Below are 15,377 nucleotides of genomic sequence, written 5' to 3'. Positions count from 1 at the left end.
GCACATCTCTCATTCGGCGATAGACTAAAAGCCGTTCCAGTCACGCATACCCCTGCAACAAAAGGTAAAGAAATGCTGATCTCCCGTTCCCACCTGGCCGGTCCCGCGGCCAAGGCGGCTGTCCTGCTCGCCGTCGGCGCCCTCGCCCTGACCGGCTGCAGCACTTCCGGCGGTACCACGACCACCGATTCCGGCGTCAAGCTCATCGAGTCCGGCAAGCTCACGGTCTGCTCGGACATCCCCTACGAGCCGTTCGAGTTCGTCAAGGACGGCAAGAACGTCGGCTTCGACATGGACCTGGCCGCGGAGATCGCCAAGGACCTCAAGGTCGAGCCCAATGTCCTCACGGTGGCCTTCGAAGGCATCCAGTCGGGCCAGGCTCTCAACACCAACCAGTGCGACATCGCCGTCTCGGGCATCTCCATCACGGACGCCCGCAAGACCGTTATGGACTTCTCCACCCCGTACCTCGACGACGACCTCTCGCTGCTGGCCACCAAGGCCTCCGGCCTGAAGAACCTGGCCGACCTCAAGGGCAAGAAGGTCGGCGTCCAGCAGGGCACCACCGGCGAGGAATACGCCAAGTCCAAGGGCCTGGAGACGATCCAGTACGAGAACACCGGCCTGCTGATCCAGGCGATCAAGACCGGCGGCGTCGACGCGGCCATCAACAACCAGTCCGTACTGGGCTTCGCGGCCAAGGGCGACGACAGCCTGGTCTTCGCCGAGACCTACAAGACCGGCGAACAGCTCGGCGTCGCAGTCAAGAAGGACAACAAAGCCATGACCGACTCTGTCAACAAGACGCTCAAGCGCCTGGCCGACGACGGCACCATGACCAAGCTCAAGACCACCTGGTTCGGCGAAGCCGCCAAGTAACCCGCCCGGACCGACCGCACAGCCGGGGCGGTTCCGGATCAGTCGTTGGCTCCGGCCGCTTCCTGACCCGGAACCGCCCCGCAACATGTAAAAGGCAAATCACATGGCTATGACTGTTCGCCAACGGGCCCGCGTCAGCCGCTCCGTCCAGTACGGACTGCTGGCGCTCGCCGTCGCCCTGTTTATCCTCTTCGCCGACTGGGCCTCCATCGGCAAGGCGTTCTTCAACTGGGATTCGGCGGTCAAGCAGTTCCCGCAGATCATCACCCTGGCGCTGAAGAACACCCTCATCTACACCGCCCTGAGCTTTGTGGTGGGCCTCTCCGGCGGACTGCTGCTGGCACTGATGAAACTCTCCTCGGTGGCCGTGTGGCGCTGGATCGCGACGCTCTACATCGAGTTCTTCCGCGGCGTCCCGGCCCTGCTGGTCTTCATCGCCTTCGGTTTCGGCATCCCTACGGCGTTCGGTGTCCGCTTCGACATCTACGTCACCGTGATGCTGGCGCTCGGCATGGTCGCGGCGGCCTACATCGCCGAAACCCTGCGCGCCGGGCTGCAGGCCGTGCCGAAGGGCCAGCTTGAGGCCGCCCGGTCACTCGGCATGCCGCACTGGCGCGCCATGGTCTCGATCGTGATTCCGCAGGCCTTCAAGATCGTCCTGCCACCGCTGACCAACGAGGTCATCCTGCTGACCAAGGACTCCTCGCTCGTCTACCTGCTGGGCCTGGCCGCATCGCAGTACGAACTGACCAAGTTCGGCCGCGACGGCATCACGCAGCCCAACGCCGGTCTGACCCCGCTGGTGATCGCCGGCGCCTGCTACCTGATCATCACCGTGCCGCTCGGTATTCTGGCCCGCCGCTTTGAATCCCGCACCGCCAAGACGAAGGGCTAGGACCATGACTGAATCAACGTCGTCGGCCGCCGCGAAGCAGATCCAGGCCGCGGGGGTCTCCATCAAGGACCTCCGCAAGTCCTACGGCTCGAACGAGGTCCTCAAAGGCATCAACCTTGAGGTCGCTCCCGGCGAAGTGGTCTGCCTGATCGGACCCTCCGGCTCCGGCAAGTCCACCCTGCTGCGCTGCGTGAACCTGCTCGAGCAGCCCAACGAGGGCACCATCCACGTCGGCGGGTTCGAATCGACGGACCCGGACGTGGACATCGACAAGATGCGCCGCAAGGTGGGCATGGTGTTCCAGCAATTCAACCTCTTCCCGCACCTGAACGCGCTGCAGAACTGCACGATCGCGCAGACCAAGGTGCTCAAGCGCAGCCAGGACGAAGCCGCGGCCGTGGCCCGGAAGAACCTGGCCCGCGTGGGCCTGGACCACCTCGCGGACCGCTTCCCGGACCAGCTCTCCGGCGGCCAGCAGCAGCGTGTGGCCATCGCCCGGGCGCTGAGCATGGACCCGGAACTGATGCTCTTCGACGAGCCGACGTCGGCCCTGGACCCGGAGACCGTGGGCGACGTGCTCGCCGTCATGCGGAACCTGGCCAAGGAAGGCATGACCATGCTGGTGGTCACCCACGAGATGGGCTTCGCCCGCGAAGTCGCCGACCGGGTGGTCTTTATGGACGGCGGCGTTGTGGTGGAGGAAGGCGCAGCCGAACAGGTTGTTGGCGCCCCAACCCAGCCCCGCACCAAGGAATTCCTCCGGCGCGTGCTCGACCCGACGCACATCGACATCGCCGACTAGGACTCTTCGCGCCGATTCAGGACAGCCGCTACGTGGATCCACGTAGCGGCTGTCCTTTTGCGTAGCGGCAACCCGTTGGCGCGGCGGCGGGGAAACGCGGGCTATCCGCCGAGGACGCCTGCCACGGCGGCGGACACGGCCTCGCGGAGCCGTCCGTGCAGTTCGCGGAGGCCCTGGCGGTCGGTCCGCACCTCGATGATGCTGCGGCCATGCACGGGTTCCTCCAGCGCCGCGGCGAGCTCCGCCGTCGTGCTGGCCGTGCGGTGGGCGACGCCATACGCCGCTGCCAGTGCGGAGAAGTCCACGGTGTGCGGGGTGCCGAAGAGGCGTTCGACGGCGGTGCCATAGCGGCCGGACTGCTCGACGGCGCCGTGCTCCAGCAGCCCGAAGATGGCCCCGCCGGCGTCGTTGAGGACCACGATCCGCAGCGCCGGTTCGGTCTCCCCCGCGCCGAGCAGCAACCCGCCGGCGTCGTGCAGGAAGGTCACGTCGCCGAGCAGCACGGTGGTTTCCTGCCGGCCGCCGACGGCGATGCCGGTGGCGGTGGCGAGGGTACCGTCGATCCCGGCCAGACCGCGGTTGGCGAAGACGGTGGCCTGCGGTTCCGGGGCCGGGGCGCCGGCCAGATCAACGTCGCGGATCCCGTTGGAAGAGCCCAGGACCAACTGCCCGCGGGCGTGCTCCCAGACCAAGGCGCCCACGGCGGGGCCGGAGGCGGGGCCGGAGGCGGTCCCGGAGCCGGCAGAGGAGGAAGCTGAACCGGCCAGCACCAGGTCCAGGGTGTGCTGGGCGGCGGCGCCGGCCAGCAGCCAGGTGTCGAGCCACGCCGGGCTGCCCCGGCCGGCGAAGTCGGCCAGGTCCGCCAGGGTCTCGAGCGGCAGCTCGGTGCGCCGGCCGGGCTCGTACCAGGCCACCTGGACCGGCTGGTAGAGGGCGGAGGGCACGTCGGCGCGGGCGAGGAGGGCCGACACGGGCCGGGAAAGGGTGGGCCGGCCGAACAGCACCACGCGTTCAATCGGCTGGCCGGAGTCCGGGCCGAAATGCTCCAGCAGCAGCCGGTAGGGTCCGACGGCGTTCGGGCCGAAGCGGGCGTTGGAGGAAGGTTCGGCGAGCAGCGGCAGGCCTTGGGCGCGGGCGAACGCCTCGGCGACCGGTCCGGCGTCGTGCCCGGCGAGCACGACGGTGCGCCGCTCGGGCAGGGCCGGGGAGGCGTCCGGGAAGTCCAGCGCCAGCGGGTGGCGCGCGGCCTGGTGGATCCGGCGGCCGGAGCCCTCGCCGAGGCCGTCGCGCGCGGCCGGGACCAGCGGGTCGCGGAAGGCGAGGTTCAGCTGCACGGGGCCGGGCGGGATGTCCTTGAAGGCGCCGGTGGCGGCGTTCAGCGCGGTCTCGACGGCCCGGAGCGGGTTCTCGCCGGCCGGCACGTCGGCGGCGAAGCGGACGTGCTCGCCGAACAGGTCCGGTTGCACGGTGGTCTGGTTCGCCCCGGTGCCGCGGAGTTCCTCGGGCCGGTCGGCGGAGAGGACCACCAGCGGCACGGCGGCGTGGTTGGCTTCCATCACGGCCGGCAGCAGGTTCCCGACGGCGGTGCCCGAGGTGGTCAGGACGGCGGCGGGGGCGCCGGTGGCCAGGGCCAGGCCCAGGGCGGTGAAGCCGGCGTCGCGTTCGTCGATCCGGACCAGCAGCTCCACCCGGCCGGCGGCGTCGGCCTCGGCCAGGGCGTAGGCCATCGGGGCGGAGCGGGATCCCGGTGCCACCACGACGTAGCGCACCCCGGACCCGATCAGGGCGGCGACGGCCACCCGTGCGGCCTCCACCGACCCCAACGAACCGTCCCCAGGAGAGCCTGCCGCGGGCGCCTCCGGGCTCACATGTTCTCCGGCGTCTCGATGCCCAGCAGGTCCAGGCCGCTGGAGAGCCTGCGCAGCACGAGTCCGCACAGGGCCAGCCGGGAGTCGCGGACCGTGGCCTCGGCCTTGAGCACGGGGCACTGGTCGTAGAAGGAAGTGAACAGCTGCGCGAGTTCGAACAGGTAGGCGCAGAACCGGTGCGGTTCGAGCAGTTCACCGACCTTGTGCAGCGTAGCGTCGTATTCGAGCAGGTGCAGGGCCAGCGCGCGTTCGGCGGGTTCGACGACGGCGATGGTCGCCGCCGGCGCGCCGGGGCCGAGGTCCTGCTCCAGCGCGCCGGCCTTGCGCAGGATGGACCGGATCCGGGCGGCGGCGTACTGGACGTACGGGCCCGTGTTGCCGGTCAGCGCGAGCATCCGGTCGAAGTCGAAGACGTACTCGGTGTCGTGGCCGGTGGAGAGGTCCGCGTACTTAACCGCGCCGATGCCCACCTGCCGGGCCGTGACCGCCCGCTCGTCGTCACTGAGCTCCGGCCGGCTGGCATCGATGACGGCGCGGGCACGGTCCACGGCCTCGCGCAGCAGCGCCATCAGCTTGACCGGGTTGCCGGCGCGGGACTTGAGGATCTTGCCGTCCTCGCCGAGGACGTTGCCGATCTGGACGTGGGTGGCCTCCACCGTGTCGGGCAGCCAGCCGGCGTCGCGGGCGGTGGCCATCACCATCCGCAGGTGCACGTTCTGCGGGGCGCCCACCACGTAGAGCACGCGGTCGGCTGCCAGTTCCCGGACCCGGTAGCGGATGGTGGCGAGGTCGGTGGTGCCGTAGCCGTAGCCGCCGTCGGACTTGCGGATGATGAGCGGCAGCGGGTCGCCGTCGCGCCCGGTGAAGCCGGCCGGGAAGGTGCAGAGCGCGCCCTCGCTGATCCGGGCGATGCCGCGCTCCTCGAGTTCCTGGCACAGCTGTGCCAAGTGCGCGTCGTAGGAGCTTTCGCCGGCGATGTGGTCGTCGGTGAGGCTGATGCCGAGCATCGCGTAGATCGCGTTGAAGTAGCGCTTCGACTGAGCCACGAGCCGCTGCCAGACGGCAAACGTGTCCGCGTCCCCGCCCTGCAGCGCCACCACGCGCAGCCGCGCCCGGGTGGCGAAGCCGTCGGGGTCGGCGGCGGAGGCATCGAACTTCGCCCGCGCGGCCTGGTAAAAAGCGCTCGGGTCATCGACCAGCAGCGCCGCCTCGGGCGAGTCCTCCCCCACCTCCAGCCAGTGCTCGATCAGCATGCCGAACGGCGTGCCCCAGTCGCCGATGTGGTTCTGTCGGATCACCGTGTGGCCCAGCGCCTCGAGCACGCGCACCAGGCTGTCCCCGACGACGGTGGTGCGGAGGTGCCCGACGTGCATTTCCTTGGCCACGTTCGGGGAGGAATAGTCGACGACGACGCGGTGCATCGGCTCCGGCTGCCCGCCGGCCGGCTCCGGCGTGTTGAGCAGTTCCTCGATCCAGGTGCCGTCGAAAGTGAGGTTGATGAAGCCCGGCCCGGAGATCTCCACGAGGCTGCAGACGCCGTCGAGGTCCAGTACCTCCACGATCCTGGCGGCGGCGTCACGAGGCGCCAGGCCGACCTTCTTGGCCAGGGCCATGGCGGCGTTGATCTGGATGTCCGCGAACTGCGAGGGCCGGATCACCGGGTCCGTCTGGCGGAACTCCTCGCCGAAGGCATGGGCAATAGCTGCCTGGACTCTGGGGACAACCATTTCGGCCGGATTATTCACACTGTTCAAATTATCAGTTCCCCGCCGCCCCGGACGCTCCCTCATATCCGGCCCCCAAACTGCAAACGCTCCCTCACATCCCGCGCGTGAGCCACGGGATGTGAGGGAGCGTCTGCGCCGGAGCTGCCAAACGTGAGGGAGCGTCGGGAGTGCTAGTCGTCGGTGCGGAAGACCTGGACTACGGACGGGCGGGGAATCCGGGCCTGCCCCGGCTTCGGCGTCGCGCCTGCGGGCACGTAGTCCGGGAACGCCGAGTGCTGGGCCGCGAACGAGCCCTCCTCGCCGGGGTGCTGCACGGCGACGAAAACATGCCGCTCCTCGTCGTGGATGATCGGCCCGCAGGTCTCGGCATCGCGCGGCACGGCAAGGAACTGCTCAACGCGGCCGCGCTCGGGCCCGTCGAGGGTGACCTTAAACAGGCCGTCCGCGTAACCGATGCTCGAGGGGGCCCCGTCCGTGGAAATCCACAGGTTGCCGACCGAGTCGAAGGCCACATTGTCCGGGCAGGAAATCGGCGAAACCTGGTCGGCCGGGAAGCCGGCGAAGTAGGCGGAGGTGTTCTTGGCCGGATCGCCGCAGACCATCAGCAGGTTCCAGTTGAACTTCGTGGAGGTCTGGTCCCCGGTTTCGGTGATTTCCACGATGTGGCCGTCACGGTTCAGGGTGCGCGGGTTTACCTCGGTGGCGCCCTCCTTGCCCGTCTTGCCGCGGTCGGAGTTGTTGGTGCAGACCACGTAGACCTTGCCGGTGTGCAGGCTGGGCTGGACGTCCTCGCAGCGGTCCATCTTGGTGGGGCCCACCTTGTCCGCGGCGACGCGGGTATAGACCAGGATCTCCTCGACGGACATATCCGGAACCATGGGCTTGCCTCCCACCACCAGCGGAAGCCAGACGCCCGAACCGTCGAAGGCTCCGTCGGAGGGGAGTTTGCCGGAGCCGTCGATTTCGGCGGCCGGGGAGTCCCCGGTGAACTTGGCGACGTAGAGGTCGCCCTCGGAGAGCAGGGTCAGGTTGTGCTTGCGGTCGCCTTCGCGGTACTTGTCCCTGGAGACGAACTTGTAGAGGTAGTCGAAGCGCTCGTCGTCGCCCATGTAGGCGACCACGTGGCCGGACTTGGCGATGATGACGTTGGCGCCCTCGTGCTTGAAGCGGCCCATCGCGGAGTGCTTCTTCGGCGTTGACGTCGGGTCCTGAGGGTCCACCTCCACAATCCAGCCGAAGCGGTTGCTTTCGTTGGCGTACCCGGGGTTGCGGGTGTCGAAGCGGGGGTCGTCCAGCTCCCACTGACGGGCGGTCGGTTTGCTGGTGAGGCCGTAGCGCTTGTCGGCGGCGGATGTTCCAGCGGAGACGAAGTAGCCGTTGAAGTTCTCCTCGCCGGAGAGGATGGTGCCCCAGGGGGTGGTGCCGCCGGAGCAGTTGCCCAGCGTGCCCTTGATGGTCCGCCCGGACGGGTCGGCAACGGTGGTGACCAGCGCGGAGCCGGCGGCCGGGCCGGTCAGTTCGTAGCTGGTGTCGGTCAGGAAGCGCCGGTTCAGCGGCGCGCCCTTGACGTAGCTCCACGGCTGGTTGGTGTTCTTGCGCTCCAGCTCGACGACGGTGAGCCCGTGGGCGGCGCGACCGATGGCCCGGGTCTCCGCGGCGTCGAAGCCGGCCGGGACCATGATGTTCTCATTCGTGTACTCGTGGTTCGTGAAGAGCACGGCACGGCGCTTCTTGGCGTCCAGGGGCAGGATGTCCGTGTAGTCGTTGTTGTAGCCGAACTGGCGGGCCTGCGCCTTGGCGCTCTGGCGGTCCACGTCGAAGGCCGGCGAATCGTTGAAGAGCGGGTCTCCCCAGCGGATGATCGGCTGCCAGGAGAAGCCTGCGGGGACGGTGAACGCGTCGACGGCGGCGTCAACCGGAGCGATCGCGGTGAACTTGAGCTTGGACTTGCCGAAGCCGTCCTTGGCGGCGGCGGCCAGGCCGGGACCGCCGGCGGTGGCCGGCTGCGCCGAGGTCACGCCGTTGCCGAAGACGACGGCGAGCGCGCCGGCGGCGCCGAAGCCGAGTGCGGAGCGACGGGACATCGTGGCGGAGGCAATGTCGCGGAAGTAGTCGTTGGAGCTGCTGTTGCAGACCTCGCCCGAGCAGGCGTTGTCACACTTGAGCGCGCAGGTCACGGGGCTGCGCTTGCCCTTGGTGTGGCCCAGCATGGGCAGCAGGGAGAACTTTCGTCCGGTGGGGACAGACATGGGAGAGACCTTCCAAGGCAGGGGATGCGTCCCCGCCACCCTGCCAGCGGCGGACTACGCGGAGCGGTCCTGCCGGTGAAGTTCCGGTTAACTCAAGGGGAGGGTGGTGCGGGAGTGCCTGCTGCGAGGACGGCACGAGGGGGCCCTCAGCCCCGCGGCTGCTCCGGCGCGCTGGCGGCCGCAAGCAGCCGCTGCCCGATTCCTTCGAGGAAGCCGGCGACGTCGGAGATGCTCTCTTCCGGCGCACCGTCGAGGACGGCGGCTGCGGCGTCGGCGAAGTGCTCGGTGGCCCATTGCATGGCGTGGGTCCCGGCCGGGCTCAGGTGCAGGAGCACGCTGCGCCGGTCGGTGGGGTTGGGCTTGCGGACCATGAATCCCTTGGATTCCAGGCGGTCCACCATGGCCGTCACGGATCCGGTGGTGATGTTCAGCAGATGGCCGAGCGCCTTCGGCGTCATGCCGTCGACTTCGCCGACAAAGGCCATCGCGTTGATATCGATGGTGCCGATGCCCAGCTTCTCGGCCAGCCGGATCCGGAGGGCGTACGTCCCCACGTCGACCCGGCGCAGGCCCTGCGTGATCCGCAACAGCACGTCCTTGTCCCCCGCCGGTCCCTCCGCCTGGTCTGTCATGTCTAGCTCCTAGTAAATGTGCCCTGCAGTGTGCGGGCAATTCATCATATGCGCACTGCCCTTAACTGTGCCCCGAAGAGACGCGCAAACCGGTTCGAGATCTACTTTATTTTCAAGCTAACTCCCCAAAAAACCCGGAAATCCGCAGTTTTTTGGCGTCAAGAACAAGGAAGATTATTCGTTAGCTTGATTATCAAGTCACTTCAGTGTACTTTTTTCTCAACAGGTTCCGCTCAGGGGGCCTGTGCTAGGTCTCATCCGGGGCGGGGGCCCCATACACCACCAGGAGTTAGTCATGGCAAAGGTCTCAGCACGCACGGCCACTTGGGCCAAATGGGCAGCAGTGCCCGCAGCACTCCTGGTGAGCGGCGTCGCCGTGTCCCAGGCCTCCTACTCCGCCTTCAGCGCCACCACCGAGAGCGCCGCGAACAGCTGGAAGAGCGGCACCGTGGCCATCTCCAGCACCGCAGACAAGAACACCGGCACCGCAACATTCGCGGCCGAGAACCTGAAGCCGGGCTCCACCGCTTCCAAGTGCATCACCGTCACCTCCAGTGGCTCCCTGGCCTCCACCGTAAAGCTCTACGCGAAGGGCTTCACTAACGACGCGAAGGACCTCGCTTCCTACATCGATCTGGCCATCTACGAAGGAACGGGCGGGAACAGCGCGTGCGAGGGCTTCACGGCGTCGACGCCCGCGACGCCGGCTTTCGCTGGCACTGTCGCAGCTTTCGGCACCAAGAACACCGGTTTCTCCTCGGGCGTCGGCAGCTGGGTCACCAAGGGTGCGAGCGCTGAGACCCGCACTTACCAGATCACGTACACGGTCAAGCCCGAGGCCCCGAACAGCACCCAGGGCGGCACCGCTGCCGTCGGCTTCACCTGGGAAGCACAGAACAGCTAAGCCGATGCCCGGACCGAGCCGACTGCCCGCGACGTCCGGGGACCGTGCTGCCCGGACGTCCCGCGGCACCATCGGCGGAACTCCGGAAAGCAGTACCCCCCACACCCCCGGTCTCCGGCACCGGGTGCATGCAGCCGCCCCCAGGATCCACGGTTATTCCGTCGCTTCCCCCGAGACCAGCCCGGCAGCTGCGGCTGTCCCCGCAGCACCGAACGACGGCGGCCCGGAGGCCGCCGTCGTTGGGCCCGTCCGCCTCGCCGTCACCTTCGCGGCGCAATCCATACTCTTCGCCCTCCTCGGGATGCTGGCCTGGGCGTTGCTCCCCTTCGCCCTTGGCTGGATTCCCACCACTGTGATGACGGGGTCCATGGAACCCCGGATATCAGCCGGTGACGTGCTCATCGCCCGGCCCATCCCCACCGGAACGGCCGCTTTGGGCCATGTCCTGCTGGTCGATGACCCGGACCATGCAGGGAGGCTGCGGCTGCACCGCTACGTTCAGGACACCCCGGACGGCAAGCTCATCCTGCGCGGCGACGCCAACGCGGCCAATGATTCTTCCCCCGTGGCACCCGAAGCGGTCCGCGGCGTGGCAGTTCTCAGGGTCCCCTACGTCGGGCTCCCGGTGGTGTGGTTCGCCGAAAAGAACTGGGCCAATCTCGCCGCCCTGTTCGCCGGAATCTCAGCGCTGACGGTGGCCGCAGCCGCCGGTTCCAGCGCAGGCCGGCACGACGGCGGAGCGCCCGCCGCGCCCGTTGCCGGCGGCGCCCCGAGGCAGTCGCAACACCGGCACCTCCCCGCCACCCGCCGGGCCATCCGGCGGCGTGCCCGGACTGCGGCGCGACGGGCCACCGCCGTCCGCACCCTGCTCTGCCTGGCCTCACTTCCGGTCCTCGTCACCCCGCAGCTGTTGCTGGCGGCTCCGGCCCACGCTGCGTTCTCCGCCGCAACGCCAGCCCAGGCCGGCACCTTTGCCGCCGCAAGCTCCTACGACTGCCTGTTCCGCCCCGCCCAGGACAACCCCGCGCTGTTCTTCGGCTTCAATGAGGCGTCCGGACCGGCGGCCGAGGACGGCAGCCGGACCGGAAATGACGGCATCCTCTCCGGCGCCGTCCGACGCACCGCCGGATCCTGCGCGGGAGACAGCCCCGCCCTGGCGTTCGGCAGTGCCGCAGGAATGGTCAGCACCCGTCTGCTGGCCAGCGCCCCGGAGACATTCAGTGTCTCTGTCTGGTTCAAGACCACGCCAGGGGCCACCTCCGGAGGGCGCCTGCTCGGGTTCGGCAACACACAGACCGGAACGTCAACACTCACTGACCGGCACTTGTACCTCACCGACAACGGAGGGGTCGGGTTCGGCGTCGCCACCCGCAACGGGAACAGCCAGCAGTACAAGGCCGCCGGCCTCACCACTCAGACCAGCTACAACGACGGCCGCTGGCACCTCGCCACGGCCACCTCCGGTCCTGCCGGATCGGTGCTCTACATCGACGGCGTCCCGAAGGCCGACAACCCGCGTCTGGTCGCCGAGCGCACCTACGACGGCTACTGGCGGGTCGGCTACGACAGCATGGACTTCGACAAGAACCGCGAATGGCCCGGGGCCGCCGAGAACACGATTTTCCGGGGCAGCATCGACAACGCCGCCGTCTACCCGACGGTGCTGACCCAATCTCAGGTTGGAGCCCTGTACGCGGCCGGCCGCTGACCCGCGGCTCGCGCCATTGAAAGGGCGAAAGCCTTAGCGCGTTGCTGCGAGCTCGCCGTAGACCCGCCGGAGCCGGTGCAGCCACCAGTCCCTGCGCTCCGGCGGGGCCGCATGTTCGGCCAGCAGTTCGGGGTCGACGGCGACGTTGCGGAGCCGGATGGCGCCGTCGTCGGGGACCAGGGAATCCCGGGTGACATCGGCGTCGAGCAGCGAGACCGTGCCGAGCCCGCACGCGTAGGGCAGTTCGGGCAGGGCCGCGGCGAGCGCCAGCCCGGCGCGGATGCCCACGGAGGTGTCCAGGGCGGAACTGACGACGGCGGGCAGGCCGGCCTGTGCCACGATCTCCAGTGCCCGCCGCACGCCGCCAAGGGGCGCCACCTTCACCACAATCAGGTCAGCGGCGCCGGCGCGCGCCACTTTCAGGGGATCAGCCTCCTTGCGGACGCTTTCGTCCGCGGCGATCAGCACAGGCACGCCGGCGGCCCGCAGCCGGTGTCGAACCTCGGCGAGGCCCGCGATGTCCGGCACCGGCTGCTCGGCGTATTCGAGCCCGACGGCGGCCAGCCGGGTCAGTGACTCGACGGCGTCCGGCACGTCCCAGCCGCCGTTGGCGTCGACCCTGATCGCGGCGTCCGGCAGCGCGGCGCGGACGGCTGCGACCCGGGCGGCGTCGTGCTCCAGCGTCTGGCCGGGCTCGGCAACCTTGACCTTTACCGCGTCCACGCGGCCGAAGCGGGTCAGGATCTCCGGCACCCGCTCCGGCGCAACCGCGGGAACCGTGGCGTTGACCGGGACAGAGGTCCGCCGGGGTTCGGGGAAGCCCTGCCAGCCGGCCTCGATAGCGGCGGCCAGCCAGCGGGCCGCCTCGGCGTCGCCGTATTCGGGGAAGGGGCAGAACTCGCCCCAGCCGAGCGGGCCGGGCAGCAGCAGTGCCTCGCGCCGGGTGATGCCGCGGAACTTCACCCGCATCGGCAGGCTGACTACCCGGGCCACGTCAAGGAGTTCGTCCACTCCCCCGGGGTTCAGGCCGGGAGCGGGAGGGGTGTCGGCACTGGTGGGCATGGATGTACTCTACCGGCGCTGAGGGTGAGGCCTTGGGCGGGCCGACGTCGACTGGGGGTGAGCTCCCGGTTTAGGACACTCGTCTGCATCGGCCCCGCCCAAGGAGCTTCCGGCGGGATCAGCCACACCGGTTCTGCGAGTCTAGGGACGCCGCCCCGGGCCGGGCACGGGTAGCCGCTACTTGTCTTGGGCGGCGGCGCTACGTGGTCGCCGGCTGCCGGAGCTCCCAGACGTCGGCCGCCGCGCCGTGCGGCAGTTCCAGGCGCCACTGTTCACCGGGCTCCGGGTAGGCGCGCAGCGTCGCCGGCACCGAGCCGTGGCGGTAGACCTCCACAATCGAGCCGTCCACGAAAATGCTCAGTTCGTCGCCGCCGGCCACGGTGTCCGCGAAGACCGGGCGGGACTGCGCCGCGGACGCCAGGACCAGCCGGAACCTGCCCTCCCCGCCGGTGACCACCGCCTCGGCGGTCCACCCCGGCAGGTGCAGGGTTCCGGCGGCGCCCTTGGCGCGCGGCGTGCCCCGGTACCCGCGCAGCTCCGATGCCGGCTTGACGGCGAGGCTCCCGCCGTGCACCGCCAGTTGCCGGGGGAAGGTCAACAGCCCGGCCCAACCGGCGGCGTCTGTCTGCTCCTGCCCGCGGCCGGCGCGCCCGTCCAGCCCCGACACCTCGTTCGACCAGCCCCACAGCAGTGCACGGTCCGGCAGGGACAGGATTTGCGGCGCATAGAAGTCCGGGCCCAGGTCCGCCTTGCCGCCCTTCGCCGGGGTGAAGACCGGCAGCCCGGTGACGGGGTCCTCGGCGAGCGAACCCAGCAGGTAGCCCACGCCGTTGGGGTGGTGGTGGTAGTCCGAGGCGAGCCAGAGGGAGGCCATCAGCAAACAGGTCTCCGCGCCGGAGGAGTCCGGAACACGGACCAGCTGCGGACACTCCCAGATCTCCGCCGGAAGGTGCCGCGCCGCCAGGGCGTCCTCGGTGGTGAACCAGATGCCTTCGTAGCGCCAGTCGTCCAGCTTGTCGGCGCGGTAGAGCAGCACGGCCGCGTGACCGGACGCCAGGCCCGCCCCCTGCACGGCGTACCGCCGGCCGTGGAAGGTGAAGAGATAGGGGTCGCGCACCGCCGTGACGTGGGGGTCCGCGGGGAACGGGGCAGCCACCTGCCCTTCCTGCCGCCACTCCGTAAGGCCGCGGGATCCCCGGGCCAGGACCACCTGGGAATGCCCGCCCGCGGCGCTGACGCCCGAATACGCCGCGGTGGGCACGCCGCCGTCGTCCGTCACGACGCCGGTCCAGCAGCCCAGCGCGTCCGGGCCGCCGGGCTGGGGCCGGAGCGCGACCGGGTGCTCCTCCCAGCGGAGCAGGTCCGGGGAGCTCAGGTGGCCCCAGCAGATCCGGTCGTGCCGCGCCGAATCAGGGTTGTACTGGAAGAACACGTGGTATCTGCCGCCGACGTAGCACAGGCCGTTGGGATCGTTGATCCAGCCCTGCGCCGGCCTTGGATGGAAGCGGGGGAAGGCTGGGTCCGGGTGCCGTGCCGCTGCGGCCGCTGCGTCGGTGCCGCGCTCCAGGTTGCTCATGGGACGACTCTGGTCCGGTTCGCGGCGCGGGTCAATCCTGCCGGCGCCCCGGGCCCTTCAGGTGGCTCCTAGCGTTCTGTGGGAACCTGTATAACGATGAGTTTTCGGCAGGAACGCAGCAGCTGGCAGGCGGCCCCCGGCACCCGGGGGGACCGCTCCCCCGGACGCGCCCCGGCGCCGCCGGCCCCGGAACCCCCCGGTCCCGGCAGGGCCACCGGATTCCTCTTCCTGCTGGCCACCCTTGGCTGTGCCGCCGCCCTCGCCGCCACCTATTACTTCTTTGTGCGCACCACCACCGGTCAGTTCATCGACGAATCGGCTCTGGTCGAGGCCGTCGAAATCCACGGCGCCGCCGGCAAGGCCAGCAACAAGCTCCTGGACTGGCTCCCGGCCCTGTCCGTGCTGATCGCGTCGCTGGTAGTCCTGTTCGTGACGGTGGCCCGCCGCCGCTGGAGGGCCGCCGGCATCGCCGTGGCGGCGGCCGCTGGCGCCAACGTCGCCACCCAGGTCCTCAAGGACCTGGTCCCGGTCCGGCCATTCCGCGGCATCGAAACCTTGGAGCTCAATTCACTCCCCTCCGGCCACACCACACTGGCCGCCTCGGCCGCGGCCGCGGTGTTCCTGATGGTGTCGCCGCGCTGGCGGCCGCTGGCCGGGTTCCTGGGCGGCAGCTTCGCCGTCGCCACCGGGGTGTCCACGCTCATCAACCAGTGGCACCGGCCCGCCGACGTGGTGGCGGCGTTCCTGGTGGTGGGTGCTTTCACGCTTCCCGCGGGCTGGCTGATTATGCGCACCGGACGCCGCTGGAATGTCTGGGAAGGCTACAACAGCCACTGGGCGTCCGCCCGCCTGTGGGTCGCCGTCCCGGTGCTGGCGGGGCTCGCCTCCGCCGCCGTGGCCGCCTACTCGCTGCTGAAGATCGCGCCGGGGCCGGGCCAGGAAGGCAGCACCACCAACTACTTCTGGGCGGGCACCTCGCTGATCGTCATTACCGGCTACCTCGCCACCGTCGCCCTGGTGTGGTTGTTCGGCCATGCCGCACGACGCCGGGATGCCGGGCACCGGTAGCCCGGCA

At 69.5% G+C, this 15,377-nt stretch carries 12 protein-coding genes; 6 read left to right on the top strand and 6 right to left on the bottom strand.

Translation table 11 applies throughout. The features are described 5' to 3' along the window. Nucleotides 1-72: 72 nt before the first annotated feature. The 3 genes from E7Y32_RS08595 (at nt 73) to E7Y32_RS08585 (ending at nt 2,576) form a co-directional block, all read left to right on the top strand. Nucleotides 73-879 carry an ABC transporter substrate-binding protein gene (locus tag E7Y32_RS08595; protein WP_146336763.1) on the top strand — a complete coding sequence of 269 codons (807 nt, stop codon included), beginning with the start codon at nt 73-75 and terminating at the stop codon, nt 877-879. A gap of 103 nt (nt 880-982) precedes the next feature. Next, nucleotides 983-1,774: an amino acid ABC transporter permease gene (locus tag E7Y32_RS08590; protein WP_146336762.1), complete on the top strand. Its 792-nt coding sequence runs from the start codon at nt 983-985 to the stop codon at nt 1,772-1,774. 4 nt (nt 1,775-1,778) lie between these two features. Then, complete coding sequence (locus tag E7Y32_RS08585; RefSeq protein ID WP_146336761.1) at nt 1,779-2,576, top strand: amino acid ABC transporter ATP-binding protein; 798 nt, start codon at nt 1,779-1,781, stop codon at nt 2,574-2,576. 101 nt (nt 2,577-2,677) lie between these two features. Here the strand turns inward: E7Y32_RS08585 and menD are convergent, their stop codons facing one another. The 4 genes from menD to E7Y32_RS08565 form a co-directional block, all read right to left on the bottom strand. Beyond that, nucleotides 2,678-4,444, bottom strand: a complete 1,767-nt coding sequence (gene menD / locus E7Y32_RS08580) for a 2-succinyl-5-enolpyruvyl-6-hydroxy-3-cyclohexene-1-carboxylic-acid synthase (protein ID WP_146336760.1) — start codon at nt 4,442-4,444, stop codon at nt 2,678-2,680. Next, nucleotides 4,441-6,171 carry an arginine--tRNA ligase gene (gene argS / locus E7Y32_RS08575; protein ID WP_222433440.1) on the bottom strand — a complete coding sequence of 577 codons (1,731 nt, stop codon included), beginning with the start codon at nt 6,169-6,171 and terminating at the stop codon, nt 4,441-4,443. Before argS ends, menD begins: the two co-directional genes overlap by 4 nt. A gap of 170 nt (nt 6,172-6,341) precedes the next feature. Beyond that, nucleotides 6,342-8,420: a PhoX family phosphatase gene (locus E7Y32_RS08570; RefSeq protein ID WP_146336758.1), complete on the bottom strand. Its 2,079-nt coding sequence runs from the start codon at nt 8,418-8,420 to the stop codon at nt 6,342-6,344. Nucleotides 8,421-8,566: 146 nt separating this feature from the next. Continuing rightward, complete coding sequence (locus tag E7Y32_RS08565; protein ID WP_146336757.1) at nt 8,567-9,052, bottom strand: MarR family winged helix-turn-helix transcriptional regulator; 486 nt, start codon at nt 9,050-9,052, stop codon at nt 8,567-8,569. Nucleotides 9,053-9,347: 295 nt separating this feature from the next. Here E7Y32_RS08565 and E7Y32_RS08560 point away from each other — a divergent pair, with 295 nt between their 5' ends. Further along, entirely contained in the window at nt 9,348-9,956 is a 609-nt protein-coding gene (locus E7Y32_RS08560) for a hypothetical protein (protein ID WP_146336756.1), read from the top strand. 4 nt (nt 9,957-9,960) lie between these two features. Further along, entirely contained in the window at nt 9,961-11,664 is a 1,704-nt protein-coding gene (locus E7Y32_RS08555; protein WP_146336755.1) for a LamG-like jellyroll fold domain-containing protein, read from the top strand. A gap of 33 nt (nt 11,665-11,697) precedes the next feature. Here the strand turns inward: E7Y32_RS08555 and E7Y32_RS08550 are convergent, their stop codons facing one another. Both E7Y32_RS08550 and E7Y32_RS08545 read right to left on the bottom strand, forming a co-directional pair. Beyond that, complete coding sequence (locus E7Y32_RS08550; RefSeq protein ID WP_146336754.1) at nt 11,698-12,726, bottom strand: o-succinylbenzoate synthase; 1,029 nt, start codon at nt 12,724-12,726, stop codon at nt 11,698-11,700. A 199-nt stretch (nt 12,727-12,925) separates the two neighbouring features. After that, entirely contained in the window at nt 12,926-14,302 is a 1,377-nt protein-coding gene (locus E7Y32_RS08545; RefSeq protein WP_146336753.1) for a glycoside hydrolase family 32 protein, read from the bottom strand. A gap of 96 nt (nt 14,303-14,398) precedes the next feature. Between E7Y32_RS08545 and E7Y32_RS08540 the strand changes: the two genes are divergently transcribed. Further along, a complete protein-coding gene (locus E7Y32_RS08540; RefSeq protein WP_146336752.1) occupies nt 14,399-15,370 on the top strand; it encodes a phosphatase PAP2 family protein in 972 nt (323 codons plus the stop codon). The last annotated feature ends 7 nt before the right edge of the window (nt 15,371-15,377 follow it).

It is taken from the genome of Arthrobacter sp. UKPF54-2, assembly GCF_007858535.1.
In the GTDB taxonomy this organism is placed as follows: domain Bacteria; phylum Actinomycetota; class Actinomycetes; order Actinomycetales; family Micrococcaceae; genus Arthrobacter.
The sequence above is the reverse complement of the archived record's forward strand: the minus strand, read 5'-3'. Positions and strand labels throughout refer to the sequence as shown.